This is a genomic window from Actinomycetota bacterium, from assembly GCA_012837825.1.
Taxonomy (GTDB): domain Bacteria; phylum Actinomycetota; class Humimicrobiia; order Humimicrobiales; family Humimicrobiaceae; genus Humimicrobium.
Map to the genome: position 1 here is coordinate 1 of DUQM01000009.1, position 18,662 is coordinate 18,662.

At 34.2% G+C, this 18,662-nt stretch carries 21 protein-coding genes; 3 read left to right on the plus strand and 18 right to left on the minus strand.

The annotated features are described in order from the left end of the window. Positions 1–47: 47 nt before the first annotated feature. Genes GXZ93_00785 through GXZ93_00795 form a run of 3 tightly spaced genes read left to right on the plus strand, consistent with a single transcriptional unit; the run spans position 48 to position 2,220 of the window. On the plus strand, positions 48–893 hold the full coding sequence (locus tag GXZ93_00785) for a DegV family protein (GenBank protein ID HHT78331.1): 846 nt from the start codon (positions 48–50) through the stop codon (positions 891–893). Next, on the plus strand, positions 883–1,473 hold the full coding sequence (locus tag GXZ93_00790; protein HHT78332.1) for a 5-formyltetrahydrofolate cyclo-ligase: 591 nt from the start codon (positions 883–885) through the stop codon (positions 1,471–1,473). Before GXZ93_00785 ends, GXZ93_00790 begins: the two co-directional genes overlap by 11 nt. After that, a complete protein-coding gene (locus GXZ93_00795) occupies positions 1,474–2,220 on the plus strand; it encodes a glycosyltransferase family 2 protein (GenBank protein HHT78333.1) in 747 nt (248 codons plus the stop codon). Between the two features lie 20 nt (positions 2,221–2,240). On the opposite strand, the gene GXZ93_00800 is transcribed toward GXZ93_00795, so the two are convergent. The 18 genes from GXZ93_00800 to ftsW all read right to left on the minus strand — a co-directional run. After that, positions 2,241–3,494, minus strand: coding sequence for an HD-GYP domain-containing protein (locus tag GXZ93_00800; protein HHT78334.1), 1,254 nt, complete (start codon positions 3,492–3,494; stop codon positions 2,241–2,243). Positions 3,495–3,788: 294 nt separating this feature from the next. Beyond that, positions 3,789–3,944 (minus strand): hypothetical protein, encoded by a 156-nt coding sequence (locus GXZ93_00805; GenBank protein ID HHT78335.1) that lies wholly within the window; start codon positions 3,942–3,944, stop codon positions 3,789–3,791. A gap of 29 nt (positions 3,945–3,973) precedes the next feature. Beyond that, complete coding sequence (locus tag GXZ93_00810; GenBank protein HHT78336.1) at positions 3,974–4,381, minus strand: helix-turn-helix domain-containing protein; 408 nt, start codon at positions 4,379–4,381, stop codon at positions 3,974–3,976. After that, complete coding sequence (locus tag GXZ93_00815) at positions 4,378–5,484, minus strand: hypothetical protein (protein HHT78337.1); 1,107 nt, start codon at positions 5,482–5,484, stop codon at positions 4,378–4,380. Before GXZ93_00815 ends, GXZ93_00810 begins: the two co-directional genes overlap by 4 nt. Before the next feature lie 291 nt (positions 5,485–5,775). Then, positions 5,776–6,048 carry a DUF167 domain-containing protein gene (locus tag GXZ93_00820; protein HHT78338.1) on the minus strand — a complete coding sequence of 91 codons (273 nt, stop codon included), beginning with the start codon at positions 6,046–6,048 and terminating at the stop codon, positions 5,776–5,778. Next, complete coding sequence (locus GXZ93_00825; protein ID HHT78339.1) at positions 6,048–6,893, minus strand: DivIVA domain-containing protein; 846 nt, start codon at positions 6,891–6,893, stop codon at positions 6,048–6,050. Before GXZ93_00825 ends, GXZ93_00820 begins: the two co-directional genes overlap by 1 nt. A 17-nt stretch (positions 6,894–6,910) precedes the next feature. Further along, on the minus strand, positions 6,911–7,738 hold the full coding sequence (gene proC, locus GXZ93_00830; protein ID HHT78340.1) for a pyrroline-5-carboxylate reductase: 828 nt from the start codon (positions 7,736–7,738) through the stop codon (positions 6,911–6,913). After that, entirely contained in the window at positions 7,725–8,255 is a 531-nt protein-coding gene (sepF, locus tag GXZ93_00835) for a cell division protein SepF (GenBank protein ID HHT78341.1), read from the minus strand. Before sepF ends, proC begins: the two co-directional genes overlap by 14 nt. Positions 8,256–8,276: 21 nt before the next feature. Beyond that, complete coding sequence (locus GXZ93_00840) at positions 8,277–8,963, minus strand: YggS family pyridoxal phosphate-dependent enzyme (GenBank protein HHT78342.1); 687 nt, start codon at positions 8,961–8,963, stop codon at positions 8,277–8,279. 27 nt (positions 8,964–8,990) lie between these two features. Continuing rightward, positions 8,991–9,869, minus strand: coding sequence for a peptidoglycan editing factor PgeF (gene pgeF, locus GXZ93_00845; GenBank protein HHT78343.1), 879 nt, complete (start codon positions 9,867–9,869; stop codon positions 8,991–8,993). Between the two features lie 11 nt (positions 9,870–9,880). Then, on the minus strand, positions 9,881–11,026 hold the full coding sequence (ftsZ, locus tag GXZ93_00850) for a cell division protein FtsZ (GenBank protein ID HHT78344.1): 1,146 nt from the start codon (positions 11,024–11,026) through the stop codon (positions 9,881–9,883). Between the two features lie 16 nt (positions 11,027–11,042). Next, complete coding sequence (ftsA, locus tag GXZ93_00855) at positions 11,043–12,296, minus strand: cell division protein FtsA (protein ID HHT78345.1); 1,254 nt, start codon at positions 12,294–12,296, stop codon at positions 11,043–11,045. Positions 12,297–12,319: 23 nt separating this feature from the next. Continuing rightward, complete coding sequence (locus GXZ93_00860) at positions 12,320–13,108, minus strand: FtsQ-type POTRA domain-containing protein (protein HHT78346.1); 789 nt, start codon at positions 13,106–13,108, stop codon at positions 12,320–12,322. A gap of 4 nt (positions 13,109–13,112) precedes the next feature. Next, positions 13,113–14,033: a D-alanine--D-alanine ligase gene (locus GXZ93_00865; GenBank protein ID HHT78347.1), complete on the minus strand. Its 921-nt coding sequence runs from the start codon at positions 14,031–14,033 to the stop codon at positions 13,113–13,115. A gap of 58 nt (positions 14,034–14,091) precedes the next feature. Then, positions 14,092–15,021, minus strand: coding sequence for a UDP-N-acetylmuramate dehydrogenase (gene murB, locus GXZ93_00870; protein HHT78348.1), 930 nt, complete (start codon positions 15,019–15,021; stop codon positions 14,092–14,094). 7 nt (positions 15,022–15,028) lie between these two features. Further along, positions 15,029–16,411, minus strand: coding sequence for a UDP-N-acetylmuramate--L-alanine ligase (gene murC, locus GXZ93_00875; protein HHT78349.1), 1,383 nt, complete (start codon positions 16,409–16,411; stop codon positions 15,029–15,031). Next, positions 16,404–17,540: an undecaprenyldiphospho-muramoylpentapeptide beta-N-acetylglucosaminyltransferase gene (gene murG / locus GXZ93_00880; protein ID HHT78350.1), complete on the minus strand. Its 1,137-nt coding sequence runs from the start codon at positions 17,538–17,540 to the stop codon at positions 16,404–16,406. The genes murC and murG overlap by 8 nt, the downstream gene beginning before the upstream one ends. Continuing rightward, positions 17,533–18,662 (minus strand): putative lipid II flippase FtsW (gene ftsW / locus GXZ93_00885; protein HHT78351.1); only part of this gene is annotated, 1,130 nt, incomplete at its 5' end. The genes ftsW and murG, both read right to left, overlap by 8 nt.

Consider the following 18,662-nt stretch of genomic DNA (forward strand, 5'->3'; position numbering starts at 1 on the left):
AAACTAAAAACATGATTTAATTTATAATAAAAAACAAGGAGGCATCAATGTCAGTTGCAATAGTTGCAGATAGTTCTTCAGACATTCCAAAAGAATTAGCGGAAAAATATAATATTTCAATAGTGCCTTTATATATTTTATTTGGAAATGACACCTATAAAGATGAACCAAATATAATAAGTCATAAGAAATTCTATGATATGATAAGGGAAAGCACTGTAATGCCTACCACTTCCCAGCCGACTCCCGGAGATTTTCTTGAAAAATATAAAGAACTTCTCAAAAATCACGACAGTATTATAAATATACTCATTTCAAAAAAGATGTCGGGAACCGTTGCCTCAGCGGAACTTGCAAAGAAAGAGCTGCCTGATGCCGACATAACAGTAATAGACTCCGAAATGGTTCACATGCCTGCAGGTTTCCTGGCTCTCAAAGCGGCCGAACTTGCTTTAATGGGAAAATCAAAAGAAGAGATATTAAAAGCCGTGGATGAATACAAAAAGAAAATAACGGTTCTTTTTATCCCCAGCACGCTTGAATATTTGAAAAGAGGGGGCAGAATAGGAAGATCAAAAGCCCTTCTTGCATCCCTTCTTGAGATAAAACCCATACTTACACTTAACCTTGGCGAGGTATCTCCATTTAAAAATACCAGAAGATGGTCCCAGGCAAAGATTGAGCTTCTTTCCACAATGGAAAATATGGTTAAAAATCCTTCATCCCTGCATGTTTTTGTTGGAGACTCGGATATGAAAGAGGAGGGAGATGAAATGGCTGAAAGAGTAAAGGAGAGATTCAAAATACAGGAAGTTATCCGTGGGGATATAGGTTGCATAGTTGGCTCTCATATCGGACCGGGAACCGTTAATGTAACTTTTTATGAAGACTGACAGGGATATAGAACTCAGCAAAAAAAAATTAAGGAAAAGAATAATAAGCTTAAGAGATTCAGTTTCTGAAAATCTGAGAGACAGCAGAAGCAGAATTATTGCATTAAAGCTTTTTGAAATTGAGTACTACAAAAATGCAGAATGCATTTTGCTCTTTTATTCTTTCGGCAGTGAAATCAGCACCCGTTCCATTATTGATAATGCCTTGTCAGATAGTAAAAGAATCATGCTGCCGAGAATAAAAGATAAAAATATAATCGAAACCTACTTCATAGCCAACCCTGAAAAAGATCTTCAGTCCGGTTATTTCGGCATAATGGAACCTGTGCCTGAAAGATGTAAAAAAGCATCCCCAAAAGAAGCGGATCTGGCAATAATTCCAGGCGTCTGCTTTGACAGAAACCTAAACCGTCTCGGATATGGAGGAGGATTTTATGACAGGATTATACCGGAACTGAATAAAGAAGTTCTGAAGATTTCCCTGTGTTTTGATATGCAGGTTATTGAAAATGTCCCCGTATCCGATTATGATATGAAGATTGACATGATAATTACTGAAAAAGGGATTTTAATTAATTAAATGGCAGATGAATTAAAAAGCTATCCTGATATATCAAAAATATCAATACTTATTCCTTCTTACAATGAAGAGAAACATATTAAATCCGTAATAGAGAAATGCGCAGTTTATGGTCTCGATATCATTGTAGTTAATGACGGTTCAACTGATAATACATTGTCTGTACTTAATCAGCTTAAACGGAAAGAAGATTTAAAACTGATAGTGCTGAACCATGAAATCAATAAGGGAAAGGGTGAAGCATTAAAAACAGGATTTGATTTTGCATGTAAAAATAATTATTTCGGCGTAATAACAATTGATGCAGACGGACAGCATAGCATAGACGAAATCGGGAATTTTATTACTGAAGTAAAAAACAATGATCCGGATATCATAGTTGGCAGCAGATTCACTGATACAAAAGGAATGCCGTTTATAAGACTTGCGGTTAATTTCCTGACATCCTGGATAATTTCTCTTATAGCATTAAAAAAGATAGGCGACGTTCAGTCAGGTTTCAGATTCATCAAACATAATGTAATGGAAAAAGTAAAACTTCAGACAAGCAATTTTGATACTGAGCCTGAGCTGCTGATAAAGGCAAGCTGGCACGGTTTTAAAATAACAAACATACCTATTAAAACAATCTACAATCTTGATGAGTTTAAAAGCCATATCAGTCCGGGTAAAGATACTTTAAAGTTTTTTAATCTTGTTTTCAAATCAATAGCATGGAGGTTCAGGTTTAGAAAGAACGCAGATTAAAATTGCTTATAAAAAAATTTTTATAATTTTACCTGGTTTTCTTCATTAAGGACTTCAAGCATTTTTTCACACAGGATGCCGTCAAACTGCTTGTTTTTATTTTTCCTGATTTCAAGAATAGCTTCAGAAAGAGTCAGCGCTTTCCGGTAGGGTCTGTCAGTGGTCATGGCATCATAAGAATCCGCAATGCTTATTATTTTTGCATAATAAGGTATCTTCTTGCCGTCAATTCCAAAAGGATATCCCAGACCGTCCTCTCTTTCATGATGATAAAGAACCGCATTTGCATTATCTTTTAAAAAAGTTATCTCCTTGACAATTTCGTATCCTATTATAGGGTGTTTTTTAATTTCATTCCAATCCTCAGGAGTTAGTGGATCAGTCTTGTTTAACACAGAAAGATCAATCTGTATCTTTCCTATGTCATGCAGGTTGGCAAGGTTTTTAAGCATTTCAATATCATATTCATTCAGCCTGACTTTTCGGGCAATCTTCTCAGAATATTCTGCAACCCGAACTGAGTGGCCGGCAGTATAAATATCTTTTGCCTCAACTATTTTAACTATATGCATAATACTGTTTAATAAAGCTTTTCTTTCATTGGTCCGCAACATGTATGTATACTGGGCAATTATCAAAGGCATCATAGTAAGCATAAGCGTAAAAGGCCCATAGAGATTGTATAGAAAAGATATTGCCACCGACATTACAACAAGAAATATATGGAAAGGCAGAAGCCAGGCAAAATTAAAAATCCATATATTTATTATTTTTATTTTTTTACTTAAAGATATGACTGACGCTGTCAGAAATGTATTTAATATAAAAAATATCAGTGCAGCCATAAAAATCAGCCCTATATTTTTTGCGATAAAAACATTACCTACACTTCTGTCGAAGAATATTTCAAAAACCCAGCTGGAGACGCAGATTGATATCAGGTACTGCCCGCAGTTAAAAATATGCTTGTAATATGGTTCTTTTTTTAAAATATCCCTGATGCTGATAGAAGAAATAAACGTAACTATAATTGAAGTAGCAGGACCGAAGATAATAAGAGCAGCAAGAGAAATTCCAAAATTTACTGAAACGAAACCAGTTTTCGGGAGCGGAACTGAAAAGTTATCTGCAAGAAATATCAGAATTCCAAACAGAACCGCTCCCAGTACGGAAATATTATTGAATCGGTAAATTAAATAAGATGCTAGCGATAAGCCAAAAAAGAATACAGTGAAAATATAAGTATTTAAAATGCTATTATTTTTATTGTTCACTTATATCCTTTTTTTAAAATTAAAAAAAATTATAGCAAATATACATACAAATATACAGAAAATAATTAATAATCTTTTTTTACCATCTTACTGTTGAACCGAATCCAACCATTTTTAAAACCATTTTGAAGAATTTAGCCATTGTGTTTCCCTCCTTTCTTTTGGAAATATCAGCAAACTCTGACGGCGGATTTTTACCATCTTACTGTTGAACCGAATCCAACCATTTTTAAAACCATTTTGAAGAATTTAGCCATTGTGTTTCCCTCCTTTCTTTTGGAAATATCAGCAAACTCAGTTTTTTTGATACCAGTTTTTAAATTCATCAATTAAATCAAGTATTTTTTCGTTAAATATAAGAAAGATGATCAGTAAAATAAGAATGATGATCATTGCTATGACCAGTTTTTCCCACCACTTAAGTCTTCTGTCTTCATCAGATTTATGCATATTTAATTATTCTTTCTCAAACAAACTTCTTAAATTAAATTCCTGGTTCTTTCTTCAATGAAATCTTTTAAATTTTCGGATGTTATACGCCATGAACTTCTGCCTTCCCTCACCTTGAAGCCTTTGAGCTTGCCATTTTTTAAAAGACTCCATACATTATCCACAGATAACTGCAGTATTTTTGCTACCTGTTCAGCGGAATAAAGCACCAGTTCTGATTCCTTGGGAAAGACAACTGAATTTCTTTCGGAAAGGTTGCTGCTTCCCACAAAGAAATCCAGAAAATTCTCAAGGTCACTTTCTTTGACTCTTACCGCTTTGTCTATCCTTATAGCCTTTAACTTCTTTTGCATTATCAGATTTATTATTTCTGTTTCGCTTATTCCCACCAGGTCTGACAGATCTTTTATTGTGTATAGCTTTTCTTCATTACTCATCTTATTAAATAATCATTGAAGATATTTCTTAAATATCTTCTTATATCGATTATTTCCGTATCCAGATTATTGATTTTTAGTTTTTTCTGCACTTTTGCATCAAGAAACGGAATTTCGGAAAGAACAGTGCTGTCTGAGATCTTTTCATATTCTTTCTTTTCTATTGCATCAGAAATGCTGCAGGTATTATTAATTATGCTGAATAATTTTTTATGCTCTCCGATTGTTCTGATGACTGCACGGACTTTATTTGCGCAAAGCCTGCTTGGCAAAGACGATGTCATGAAAAAAGTTGTGAAATCAGCAACACTATTGAAAAAACTGTTAACTGAAAATAAGTTTGCAGGGTAATCAAATATTATGAAATTATACTTGCTTCTCAACAGATAAATAAAACTGCTGAAAATAACTGAATCAAGTTTGTTTATAAATTTTGAAGATAGCGGTGAAATAAAAATATCAAGTCCTTTTTTTGACCTGAAAGACATTGTGTTTTCAAGAGCGCTATTTCCATCTTTATAGTTTTGAAAATAATAACAGAGATTGGGAGTACCTGTTATTTTAAGATATGAGGAAATATCTGAAAATGCCTCGGAAAAGCCCATATCTATAAAAGCAGTCTTCAGATTAAATTCTTCACTGGCAATTACTGCAGTATTTAAAGCAGAAACCGTGTTTCCCGTTCCCCCTTTTATGGAAAGATATGATAATACCTGTTGATTTATTATTCTCAGGTTTTCCGATATTATAGGTTCCTTACTTTCCGGACTGGAATTTTCAAGAGAATTTATTATTTTAATTACTTCTTTTACTGAATCAATGCCGGAAATCTTTTTTATTCTTACTGTATTTTCATGCTCTTTAAAAAACTCGGTGTTTGAAGTTGTAAATATTTTTATATCGGGATTTCTTTCAAGAAAATATTCAAGATCAGTGATTTTCTCTTCATAATCAAGAATGATAAAATCCGGGATATATTCTTCGAGATAATATATCAAGTGATTATTTCTTTTAAATGGTATTATTTCCAGGTTATCTGACTTTAATAAACTGATATTATCTGTAATTTCCTTATTATTCGTTATTAAAACTAATATTTTCAATTTCTTTTGGTTATTTTGTTTTAATATTTTATTTAAGCCTATTTTATCTTAAAAACAGATTATCAGCTATTTTAAGACATTATTTACAGATGCTTTAGTATTTTATAATATATTTGTAATGTATTTTTGTCAAACAATCTTATTATATATTATTACTTCATAATATTAGCATCATATAGTTTTTTATTAATTATTTTAGGTTATATGGGTGAATAAGAAAGTTTTGTGATTTTATTGCAGTATTTATCGGTTATTATCGGTCTATGAAATATATTTTGCTGTAAAAACGACTTACTTGTCTTTTAAAATAAATTTTATAAAAGATTCCTGGCAGAATCCTTTTATTTCAAGAGTTTTTATATTTGAAAATTCTCCGGAGATTATTTTTATTTCTTTTTTGGGTATGTTCAGCATTGAAGAAATGAATTCAATTAGCTCCTTGTTTGCTTTTCCCTTCTCGGGTTGCGAAGAAACCCTGAATTTTATCATTCCGTCGTGAATACCTGATATTTCTGTTTTTAAGGAACCCGGTCTGACCAGAAGTCTGATATTTTCTTTCTTCATTATCCCCCAAAAAACTCATCTATTATATCGGGGTTGCCAATATCGGTTTTTCTTCTGTTTTTATATATCCTGCCTTCCTCATATTCATCAAAGATCTTCTTTTCTGTTTTTTCACCCTGAAATTCATCAAATTTTCTTTCAGGCATATCCCGGCTTTCACCTTCCATGCTGCCGCTCTCAATAAAATCTCTTATTTTTTTATCTTCTTCCAGTTCAATTATTTTGTCCTGCTCCTCAGACGGAGGAATACCGGCTTCATCATTTTTATAAGAATCTTCCTCATTCTCCGATTCATCTATATTTTCGGAAAGCGGATTTTCTGTTTTTATATCAGAATCATTCACGGGAGAGTAGTTGTCTTCACTAACTGATATCTTCGCTGATTTTTGTTTGAAGTTTTTTTCAATATCTTCCACTTTTAAAGATAGTCCCTTCATGGAGGATTTTATCTCTGCAAGAAAGTTTTTATAAAATTCCTGTGTCTGCTGCAACTGCTCGTCAATTATTTTTTTTCTTTCAGTAAGATTTTTTATCTCCATTTCCTCTGTGTCTTTTTTCTGCTTGATCATATCTTTTGCTTCTTTTTCAGCTTTCCCTTTGATTTCATCAGCTATTTTATGGGCAGAAACAAGAACATCGGAAACAAGCTTGGAAACATCTTCATCCTGAGAAGGATTTTCAAACTTCATTTTATCCAGACTGTCCTGTAATTCCTTATTCTTTTTTATTAATCTGTCAAACTCAACTGCAAGTATGTCAAGGAATTTATCTACCTCCTCCATGCTATATCCCTTAAAAGCTGTGTGGAATTCTTTTTTTTGTATGTATTCCGAATTTATATTCATTGTTCCTCCTGTTAAAATTAAAATTTACTTAATGAATCTTCCATTTCATATGCTCTTTCCAGGGCTTTTCCCATTGCATCAAAGATTATTTCCTTAAGATTATTATCTTTAAAACTTTCAAGAGCTTTTTCGGTTGTTCCTCCTTTTGAGGCTACTTTTCTTATCATCTCATCAAAATCATTGCTGATATTATCAAGCATTGCTCCACTGCCCAGCATGCTTCCTATAACAAGTTCTTTTGCAGTATCTTCATCTACCCCTCTTTCAATTCCAAAATTCGTCATATACTTACAGATAAGATAAAAATAGGCCGGGCTGCTGCCGCTTAAAGCAGTAACAAGATTCTGAAATTTTTCATCTATTATTACAGTTTTTCCTATACAGCCAAACATTTTCTTCACAAAATCTTTCTGGCCTGAATTGATATTGGGACTAAAAGAAATGGCAGATATTCCCTTATTTATTAAGACCGGTGCATTTGGCATTATTCTTGCAATCTTCGCTTTTTTTGAAATCAATCTTTCAAAATATTTGATGGGTACTCCTGCAAGCACGCTCAGCAATATATTTCCGTCTATTTCAAAATATTCTGAAATCAGTGAAGAACTTTCTTTAAGATTCTGGGGTTTAAATGAAAGAAGAACATATTCAGATTCCATAAAGACTTCTCTGGTTTCATTGCAGAGATTTATTTTAAAGACCTGCGATGATTTTAATGCTTTTTTCTTATCGGTTTCATAAAAACATATATCTTCATTATTTAAAAAAAAAGAATCCATAACACCGCCTGCAATCGCAGAAGCCATGTTTCCCATACCGATAATTCCAAGTTTATATTTCTTCATAAAACCCTTTTTCTTTTAACATTTCTTTTTCTTCTGAAGTTACTTCTACATTATAGGGGGTTATAAGAAAGACTTTTTCCGCTACTTTTTCAATACTTCCATTTAAAGCATAAGTGAGTCCGCTGCAAAAATCTATTATTCTTTTCGATATTTCGGGATTTTCATTTTGAAGATTTACAATGACAGGAATATCTGATTTAAATTTGTCACCGATTACCTGAGAGTCCTCATATCCGTTTGGTTCAATTACAAATACTTTGGTCTTTTTTTCCATCCTGACTTCCTTAAGATTAGTAATTTTTCTTGAAGATCTGAACCAGTTAGTGCCAGTCCTTTTACTTTCGTCAATGCTTTTTTCGTCATTGCGGTAAACTTCCAGAACATTTCTTTCAGGAGGATTATTTCTGGCGCTGTACCCTTTTCTGCTCCTTACCGGATTTTTCCCGGACACAGGCTCTTCATAATCCTCATCAATAAAACCCAAAAAAGATAATGTTTTTCTGAAAAAACCTGGCATATAATCTCCTTAAATTATTTTTTATTTAAAAACTGCCGAACCTATTCTTATAATCGTTGAACCTTCTTCTATTGCCGTTATATAGTCGTTGCTCATACCCATGGAAAGTTCTTTTAAATTGAGAAAACTGTCTTTTGCTTCCAGTTCCTCTTTAATCAATCTTAAATTTTTAAAAACTTTTCTGACAGTTTCAGAATCATCCGTAAAAGGCGCCATGGTCATAAGACCTTTTATTTCAACATTATTATATTTTAACGCATCTTTAAAAAAATTGTTAACATCATTTATCATCAGACCATATTTGGTATTCTCGCCTGAAAGATTAATCTCAACCAATACTTTCTGCACCTTATTGATATTTTTACAGTAAGAATCTATGGCGGCAATAGTCTTTATGCTGTCAATTGAATGAATTAAATCTGCAATCGGCACAACCTTTTTAATTTTATTTGTCTGAAGGTGTCCGATAAAATGCCAGATAACATCATTTTTCATTTCTTCTGATTTCATTATAAGATTCTCAGCCCTGTTTTCACCAAATTCCCTTAATCCGAGACTGTGCAGATATTTTATCTGATCGACTTCTGCGTATTTGGACACAATAAGAAGCTTTACTGAATTAGCATCCCTGCCTGTTCTTCTGCATGTATTTTCAATATTCAGTTTTATCTTTTCCAGATTATTTTTTATTTTATCCGTTTCATTCATTTTGCTTTCAGTTACAAACTGCGTTTTTTAACTTATATATGCCAGAGCTGCCTGTCTCCCGGCCTTTTTGTCTCTCCTGTAAGAAAAGAATAAATTCCTCCTGGAACAGCATGTGCATTCTTCAATAATGCATATGTTTTTGTCATCGATGCCTTTCCTGACAGCCTGGTATCTGAGTATATTTGTAAGATCAACAAAATACCTGCTTCCATTAAGTATGCCTGAATCTATGCAAAAGACTTCCGGGAACCGTGCTTTAAAATCCATGTAAATATCATGGTCGGTTTCAAAACAGCATTTCCTTATAGACGGTCCGAAAAAAAGAAACAGATTTTTTTGTCTGCAGTCAAATTTTTCAATCATTGTATCCAGGGTTTTGCCAAGAATATCATGAAGCACTCCCCGCCATCCTGCATGAACTGCTGAGATAACTTTTAAATCAGTATCACATATCAGTATAATATTGCAGTCTGCCCCAAGAACCATTATCGGAATATCCGGAATTGCTGTTATCAGGGCATCTCCTTTGGGAATGAATTTTTTTATTCTGCCGGACTCGCAGATATCTGCATTCACAGAGTCAGGCTTGTCGATTTCTTTATATAACTCTTTAAAATCATATAAAAAATTTTTATCAATAATTACTACACTGCTGCTGTGAGTCTGTTTTAGAAAAATAATTGGGTTTGTTGTTTTTATTTCACTCAGATCCAGTAATTTTTTTCTGTTTTCTCTTACTTTTGATGGTTCATAATCGTCATTAAAGGAAAGGTTGAAATCGTCCGGATTTTCCCTGTCCCGTCCTTTAAATGCAGTGGTGAATATAAGATCCAATCCATATTTCTTCTGAAGCTCGGTTGGTGAAAAATATAATGCTTGGTTTTTATATACTTCATCTATTTTCATCAAATATCAGATTAGTAAGAGTTTTTATCTTTTCTGAGGAAAGTTGGAATATCCAGTATATCCTCTTCCTCGCCGAATTTGATTCCTTTTGTCGATTCTTTTAATTCCGGAAAGATACTCTCTCTTTCAGCATCTTTTTTATCTTCCTTTTTGCTATCGGGAGAAATCTCTTCTCTTGCTGTTTCACTCTGCTTTTCCAGTTTTTGCCTGGATTCAAAGTTTTTATCTTTAAAACCTGTTGCAATTATTGTAACTTTTATTTTGTCTTTCATATTCTCATCGACAACAGCTCCAAAAATAATATTTGCTTCCTGGCTTGATGAGTTTCTTACCACCTCTGCAGCTTCATTTACTTCAAACAATTTCAGGTCAGGACCGCCTGAAACATTTAAAAGAATTCCTTTTGCACCATCTATTGAAGCTTCTATCAGCGGACTGTTTATAGCCTGCTGGGCAGCTTTTATCGCCCTGTTTTCCCCTGAAGAAATACCGTCACCCAGAAGGGCGTTGCCTGAATCTTTTATTATTGACTTCACATCTGCAAAATCAAGATTTATGAGGCCCGGCAGAGTGATCAGATCAGTTACCCCTCTTACACCTGCTTTTAATACATTGTCAGCCAGTTTGAAAGCATTAAGCAAAGTAGTGTTTTCATCAGATATCTCAAGAAGTTTGTCATTAGGGATAACGATCAGGCAATCTACCTTGCCTTTCAGATTATTTATTCCCTCTTCCGCCTGCTGAGATCTTTTTACTCCTTCAAAAGTAAACGGCCTTGTCACTACTGCAACGGTAAGACAGCCTTCTTCTTTTGCAATATCCGCAATAACAGGCGCTGCTCCCGTGCCGGTTCCTCCTCCTTCTCCACAGGTAATAAATACCATGTCAGCACCTTTCAACACTTCTCTTATGGCATCGCTTGATTTTTCTGCAGACGATTTACCTGATTCAGGGTTTGATCCTGCTCCCAGACCGGTTTCTCCTATCAGTACCTTTCTGTCAGCATTTGACATCATAAGCGCCTGGGCATCCGTATTTATGGCAATAAATTCACAGCCATTAAGATTATCTTCCATCATTCTGTTGACAGCATTGCTGCCGCCGCCGCCAACTCCGATTACTTTTATAACCGCATAATAATTCTTGTCAAATTCCAAACCCACATCAAACCCCCTATTTTTCACCTTTTAAAATTTTGTTTATAAACATTCTGAATCTTTCAACAAAACTTGAGCTGTTTCTTGATTTATTATTAATATTATCCATGTCTTCAAAATTATCAACCTGGAAAGCATATTTTAAAATTCCCACACTTGTAGAGAAAACCGGATTATTTACAACTTCAGACGGTCCTTCGACATCAATGCAGATCCCTATTCTGGAAGGCATGTTAAAAACAGTACTTGCCATTTTCAGGATACCTTTTGTCTGAGCGGATCCTCCTGTTATTACAAGTCCGCAGGGAATGGAATTAGTAATGCCATATTCATCTATTTTATCCTTAATTATCTGCATCATTTCTTTTATCCTTGAACTTACGATATTGTAAAGCTGTATGCTTAATGTCGTTTTATTTGTATTTATATTCATTTCGCTAATACTGGCTTTATTTAGGATATCAGGAAAATTATAATCCACATTTGCAAATCTTTTTTTTATCTCTTCTGCTTTTGTAAACGGGATATTCAGTCCTATGGATATATCATTTGTAATAAGGTCTCCGCCTACAGGCAGGCAGTAGGTAAATATCATTTTTTTATTCTTATAGACTGCAACATCCGTAGTACCTCCTCCTATATCCAGAAGAATCACTCCGCTTTCTTTTTCCTCATTGGAAAGAACGGCTTCAGAAGATGCAAGAGCTTCTATGATTATGTCTTCGATTTCAAGATTTGCGGCTTTTACACAGTTTATTACATTCCTAAGAACAGAAGATGAACCAAAGATTATCAGCAGTTCCACGCCAAGCCTTTCAGTTGCAAGCCCTGTGGGATCTTCTATGCCTTTTTCCCCGTCAGCAACAAATTGCTTTATTATGGTATGTATGACTTCATACTGGGAAGGAAGGTTTATCCTGTTTGTAAGAGAAATAAGCCTTTCCACATCTATTTTTCTTACTATCTTGTTGGGAGAAGCAATCGTCAGTTCATTATAATTATTTTCAAAAGCAATATGCTTGCCTGTAACCCCTATATAAACATTGTCAATAAAAAGATTTGAAGATTTCTCTGCAAGTTCCACGGAATCAAGTATTGACTTTGTAACCTCACTTATGTCAATTACAAGACCTTTTTTAATGCCTCTGCTTTTGGACATCCCATAGCCTATTATTTCGACAACATTATTTTTTTTAAGCCTTCCAATAAGCGTGTTTACTTTCGTTGTCCCAATATCTACTGCTGCAATCAGCTCGTCTTTCCCAGGCAATCATCCCTCCGTTAGAATAGCTATTATTTTATTATCGGACTATCAGTAATCCTGATGTCTATTATACTATAAGAAATACTCTCATTTTCAATTTCTTTTAATATCTGCTCCAATATTAAATTTTTTTTAGTCAGTTCTGAAGTATTTCCGTATAATATAATCTTATTATCAACCGTATTAAAAAAAATGTCACCAAAAGAATCCCTGCTTACTCCTGCAAAATCAATATGTGATCGTATATTTTCAGTCATTGAGTCATAAACCCGACCAATGCTTAATACATTTTTTCTTGCTATCTTATTCCCTATATCCGGTAAATAATTTATTACATTCTTTACAATAATCAAATCATCATAATCTCCGGAACCTGAAGATATTTCCTCCAGAAACACGCCTTCATTATCTATCAAAAAAATTTTTTCTTTATATCCTATTCTCAGATAAGGCATTCTCTCTTCTATGATTATTTCAATCTTATCCGGAAATATTTTTTTAAGTTCAGCTTTTTTTATCCTGCTATAATTGGCCTCAACTGACAATTCTGCTTGTTTTTTGTCTATCTCAAAAATATTTTTACCTATAAGATATCCGAGAAAAGTTTCTATTTCCTCCTTATCATAGTAATCATTATTAATTAACTTTATATTCTTGATTTTAAAATAATCACTATTGTAGAAATAATTCAATCCTATAATAGTACCGGCAAAAACTGCTATTCCAAGCAAAACCCATAAAAATACTAAAAACTTCCTAAAAGCTGATTTCCGCTTTCTGGAAACAATTCTTTTATCTCTGACGATTCTGGCAGCCATCCTATTATTGCTTCAATGTAGAAAAATTTAATATTATTTCTACAAGCTTTTTAAAATCAATGCCCGCAGCAGCAGCTGCTTTGGGAACAAGACTTGTCTCAGTCATCCCCGGCATGGTATTTATTTCCAATACAAATATTTCATCATTTTCATCCATAATCAGATCTACTCTTGAAATTCCGAAACATCCAAGGCTCTGATGCGTCTTAATTGATATTTCCTGTGCTTTCCGGCTCAAATCATCGCTGATCCCGGCAGGCACAATATACTCTGTAAGACCTGATGTGTATTTGGATTTAAAATCATAAAAACCGCTCTTGGGAATCACTTCGATTATCGGCAAAGCAACCGGCTCTTCCCCCAGGATGCTTACCGTAAGCTGCCGGCCTTTAATAAATTTTTCAACCAGCACTCTGCTGTCATAAATCTTTGCAAAATTAATTGCGCTTTCGATATCTGTTTCATTTTTTGCAATGGTAATACCGATAGTAGAGCCCTCTCTTGCAGGTTTGACAACTGCAGGATAGCCGATTTCATCATTGATTTCTCTGATTATTTCCTTAATTTTGATATCTTTTTCATTATCAATGCTTATATAATCAGGAGTACTTATCCCCTCAAGCCTGAATATTTTTTTTGAATATATTTTGTCAATCGCAAGAGAGCTGGCAAGTATGCCTGAACCAGTATATGGTATTTTAAAAAGCTCAAGAACACCCTGTACTGTACCGTCCTCACCGTATTTTCCATGAAGAGCCAGAAACGCTATATCAATATTTTTAAAAACAGAAACGTCATCACCTTTAAAATCAATAAAATCCGAATTATAGCCAAGCTCGAGAAGCGCCCCGTATATTCCATTACCGGTTTTTAGAGAAACCTCTCTTTCTGATGAGATGCCTCCGCAGATTACCCCTATTTTTATTTCTTTCTTTCTGCCGGATAAAGGCAGGTGTTTAAAAAGTCCGGCAATTTCATCTTTTTTAAAATCCAACTAATTTCACCTCATTTTCAAGTTCAATATTAAAATTATCTTTTACCATTCCGGCAATTATTTTTGAAAGATTATAAATATCCATTGAAGATGCTCCGGCAGGATTTTCAATAAAATTTGCATGTTTTTTTGAAACGGCAGCCCCTCCGTATCGGAAACCCTTGAGCCTGAGACTATCAATAAGCTCTGCTGCTGTTTTGCTTGAATTCAGCGGGTTTTTAAAAAAGCATCCGGCTGTAAATTTATTTAACGGCTGTACTGCCTTTTTATATTTTATTCTTTCAAGTATTTCATTAAAAACCAGTTCTTTTTCAGAACGTTCTTTTTTGAAAAAGATTTTTGTTATTGCAACAAGGTTCTCTATATTAAGAAATCTGTACCCAAAGTCATTTATTTTTAATTTGTGTTCTTCCGAAACTATATGGCCGGATTTTATTTTAAGACATTCTACTGATTCAATGAACTCGCATATGGAATTGAATTTTGTGCCCGAATTTCCTGCAACCGCTCCTCCAACTGTACCGGGTATTCCTGCCATAAAGGCAAAGTTATAGCTTTTCTTATAGCACTCTGTTACAAATCTGCCCATATTATAAGCAGCTCCGCAAACAATATTCCCTTCTTCCTTAAAGTCAATATGATCAAAAAATCTCCCGAGCTTGATAATGACAATGTTTTCATTCATGTCGTTTATCAATGAATTGGAACCCCCGCCAATAATAAAATATCTGATATTATTATTAATAATAAAAGCGATGATATTTTTTAAGGCTTCATTATTTTCAGCAATTACAAGCGTTCCGACTGTGGAATTAACTCTGAAATTTATCAATCTTCTCATATCGGCATCATGATATATTTTCAGGTTTTTTATTCCGCTGCTGTCTATTATTTCCCTTATTTTGCAATCCCCGGGCATGATCTGATTAATTCTCCAATAAGCCGTCAGAAACTCTTGTTATATCTCCTGCTCCCATAATGAGAATAAGGTTATCGCTTTTTATTTCCTGTTTAAGATAATCTACAATATCATTCATTTTGGGAAGATAAACAAGCTTTCTGTTGAAATCATTTTTAGAAAGGTAATCTATAAGTAATTTTCCGGAAACACCGGGTACAGGATTTTCGCCTGAAGCATATACTTCCGTTACTATAAGTGTATCTGTTTTCTCAAAACAATGGTCAAATTTATCAAGAATAGCCTTGAGACGGGAATATCTGTGGGGCTGAAAAACAGTAATTATTTTTTCTTTTAAAAGACTTTCCGCAGCTTCCAGGGTTGCTTTTATCTCGGTAGGATGATGTGCGTAGTCATCGACAATGACTGAATTATTAAAGCTGCCTCTTATCTGAAACCTTCTCCTTACCCCCGTAAAGCTTTCAATTATTTTTATGCACTCCTCAATATCAAGTTTAAGCAGATAAGCGCAGGAAAGACTTGCAAGACAGTTTTTTACATTATGAATTCCCGGAATTTTAAGTTTTACATCATAATTTTTTTTATTTATCCTTATTTTAAAACTCATTCCCGAACCGGAAGGTTTTATATCATATGCAATAATATCATTTTTTTCTGTAAGCCCGAATCTGAATATTTTCCTGCCTGTTTTAAGGCCTTCAAGCGTAACTTCGCTTATATCATCCCCGTTTATTATTATGAATCCGTTTTCTTTTGTATTATTTAAAAAACTTACAAAACTTCTCCTGATTTCTTCATAATTTTTATAAAAATCAAGATGATCTTCCTCGATATTTGTAACCACGCTTACAAACGGATTATATTTGAGAAAGGATCCGTCGCTTTCACAGGCTTCGGCAATTATATATTCCCCTTCTCCAAAACTTGCATTTGTTCCAAGCTCATTAAGCTCTCCGCCAATAATAATCGTAGGATCCAGACGAGCCTGTCTGAATATAAAGGAAATCATGGAAGTCGTTGTAGTTTTGCCATGTGTGCCTGCCACTGCTATACCCTTTTTCTGATTCAGTATCCAGGCAAGTGCATCAGAACGGCTGTATATGGGAATGCCGGAATTCCGGGCAGATCTGTATTCTGTATTTTCGCTCCTGATTGCGGCAGATATAATAAGAGCATCAAACCCTGTGATATTTTTTGAATTATGTCCGATAAAAACCTGTATACCTTTTTTCTTTAAATTCTGAGTATATCCTGATTCCTTAAGATCTGAACCGGCCACCCGGAAACCCATTCCTTTAAGCACTATTGCGACTGCACTCATGCCTGCGCCGCCTATCCCTACAAAGAAAAAACTTTTATGCCTGCCAAAATTATTTAAATCACTAATCAAATAAATCTCCGATCAAAATATCAGTAATTATTTTATGACTTTCTGAAAAAATATTTTCACCTTTTTTATTTTTTAATCCATTATATAACCTAAAGTTGTCAGAAATCATATCTTTTAATATTTTTTCAAGAATATATTCATTTGTCTCCGAATCTTCAAGTATGATAGCTTTTTTATTATCTGCCAGGAATTTTGCATTATAGTACTGGTGATTGTTTATTGCATTCGGAAAAGGGATCAGAATGGCAGGAATCCGGCATACTGCAATTTCTGCAACGGTATTCGCCCCTGACCTTGATATTATCAGATCTGAAATATTATAGATATCCTGCATCCTGTCTTCATAAGGAATTATTCTCAGATTTTTATCTTCGCCCGCAACCATGCCATTACTGCTTTCGCTGATTTCTGAATAAAATCTTTTACCTGAAATAAGAATAAACTGCAGATTTTTATTGTCTTTCATAATATCCGACAAACCAATAAAAGACTTGTTTATCCTGTCCGCTCCAAGACTTCCTCCAAATGCTGTTATTGTAAAAACACCTGGCTTCAGGCCATATTTCCGGTAGTTTTTATCGCCCGATCTGAATTCACGGATTATTTTTCTTACCGGATTACCGGTGAAAACTGTTCTTTTGGTTTTTTTTCTGAAATATTCTTCTGTTTCTTTGAAACTCAGGAATATTTTTTGAGCAAAACGGGCAAAGATCAGATTTAATCTTCCGGGAATATAGTTCTGTTCATGAATGTAGAATTCTTTTCTTAATAAGAGGCAGGCCAGAAACACTGGTGCGCATACATAACCACCCATACCCAGAATGACGTCAGGCCTGGATCGTCTGATTATATTTAAGGAACAGGTCAGTCCTGAGATTATATTTATAATAAAAATGATATAGCTTTTGATTTTTCTTATAATTCCTGATTTCTGTAAAAGACCGGATGATTTTATGGTAATAAATTTAATCCCAAGAGGTGGTATAAGTCTGGCCTCCATCCCTTTTTCAGTGCCTATGTAACATATATCTATATTTTTATATTGCTCGGATATCTGCTCGATTATCGCAATTGCAGGATAGATATGCCCTGCAGTTCCTCCTCCGCATATGATTATTTTTTTATTCATTTTCTTCTAAGGGTGAAATTATTTTATATTTTGATATGTTCAAAAGAATTCCGGCACCTGCCATTGTCGTTACAAGCGATGAACCTCCAAGACTGATAAAAGGCAGGGTAATGCCTGTAACCGGAAAAAGTCCTGTGGACACTGAAATATTCATAATCGCCTGAATCACTATAAGGCTCGTTATACCCACAGCTATAAGTCTTCCAAGATAATCTTTCGCTTTCATTGCAATCCTTATCCCGAAAAATGCAAAAAGAACAAAAAGCATGACAACAAAAAGGGTTCCTATCAGACCAAATTCTTCACCTATTATTGAAAAAATAAAATCCGTATTTGCTTCAGGAAGGTATGAATATTTCTGCATGCTGTTTCCAAGACCCAGTCCGTAAATATTACCTGAGCCTAATGCAATAAGGGACTGGTTCACCTGGAAATTTGAACCATCTGTTTCAGAATTATGATTCAGGAATGCGATTATTCTTTCCAGCCTGTAGCTTTCAAGAAAAAGATATCCGACCGCAAGAATACCCCATGTTGTCATTATGCCGGCAATATGTTTAAACCTTACCTCTCCAATAAACAAAATAATAAAAATCACAATCCAGATGATTATTGCAGTACTGTAATCAGGTTCCATAAATATGAGCAATGTTATAATAAGAAGAAAGACAAAAGCCGGAAACAATATAGCCTTTATCTTATAGATATCCCTGTATTTTTTATTAAGTATGTCGCTTAGATAAATAATAACTATTAACTTTGCCAGTTCAGAGGGCTGGACTGAAAAGACAAAGACAAACCATCTTCTTGCTCCCCCTATTTCAACCCCTATTCCGGGAATAAGCACCAGCGCAAGAAGACCTATTGCAATCAGAATCAGAAAATTTGATATTTTTGCTATTTTGTGATAATCAATTTTATTTAATACCAGAAGAACTACTATAGAAATTGCCGACCAGATCATCTGTCTTCTTATAAAATAAAAAGCATCGCTTTTATGGCTTTCCCCAAAAGACATAGATACGCTTGACACCATAACCATTCCCACGACAAGAAGCAGTACAGTGATTATGAAAATAAAATAATATTCTATATTTATTTTAATAAAATTTATTTTTTTAT

Bases quoted from the DNA above. Each gene is read 5' to 3' on its own strand.
- GXZ93_00795 (HHT78333.1), top strand. From the start codon at position 1,474: ATGGCAGATGAATTAAAAAGCTATCCTGATATATCAAAAATATCAATA.
- GXZ93_00785 (HHT78331.1), top strand. From the start codon at position 48: ATGTCAGTTGCAATAGTTGCAGATAGTTCTTCAGACATTCCAAAAGAA.
- GXZ93_00820 (HHT78338.1), bottom strand. From the start codon at position 6,048: ATGAAGAAAGAAAATATCAGACTTCTGGTCAGACCGGGTTCCTTAAAA.
- GXZ93_00790 (HHT78332.1), top strand. From the start codon at position 883: ATGAAGACTGACAGGGATATAGAACTCAGCAAAAAAAAATTAAGGAAA.
- murB (HHT78348.1), bottom strand. From the start codon at position 15,021: ATGCCCGGGGATTGCAAAATAAGGGAAATAATAGACAGCAGCGGAATA.
- murG (HHT78350.1), bottom strand. From the start codon at position 17,540: ATGAATAAAAAAATAATCATATGCGGAGGAGGAACTGCAGGGCATATC.
- pgeF (HHT78343.1), bottom strand. From the start codon at position 9,869: ATGAAAATAGATGAAGTATATAAAAACCAAGCATTATATTTTTCACCA.
- GXZ93_00860 (HHT78346.1), bottom strand. From the start codon at position 13,108: ATGGCTGCCAGAATCGTCAGAGATAAAAGAATTGTTTCCAGAAAGCGG.
- proC (HHT78340.1), bottom strand. From the start codon at position 7,738: ATGAAGAAATATAAACTTGGAATTATCGGTATGGGAAACATGGCTTCT.
- GXZ93_00840 (HHT78342.1), bottom strand. From the start codon at position 8,963: ATGAATGAAACGGATAAAATAAAAAATAATCTGGAAAAGATAAAACTG.
- GXZ93_00810 (HHT78336.1), bottom strand. From the start codon at position 4,381: ATGAGTAATGAAGAAAAGCTATACACAATAAAAGATCTGTCAGACCTG.
- GXZ93_00825 (HHT78339.1), bottom strand. From the start codon at position 6,893: ATGAATATAAATTCGGAATACATACAAAAAAAAGAATTCCACACAGCT.
- sepF (HHT78341.1), bottom strand. From the start codon at position 8,255: ATGCCAGGTTTTTTCAGAAAAACATTATCTTTTTTGGGTTTTATTGAT.
- GXZ93_00805 (HHT78335.1), bottom strand. From the start codon at position 3,944: ATGCATAAATCTGATGAAGACAGAAGACTTAAGTGGTGGGAAAAACTG.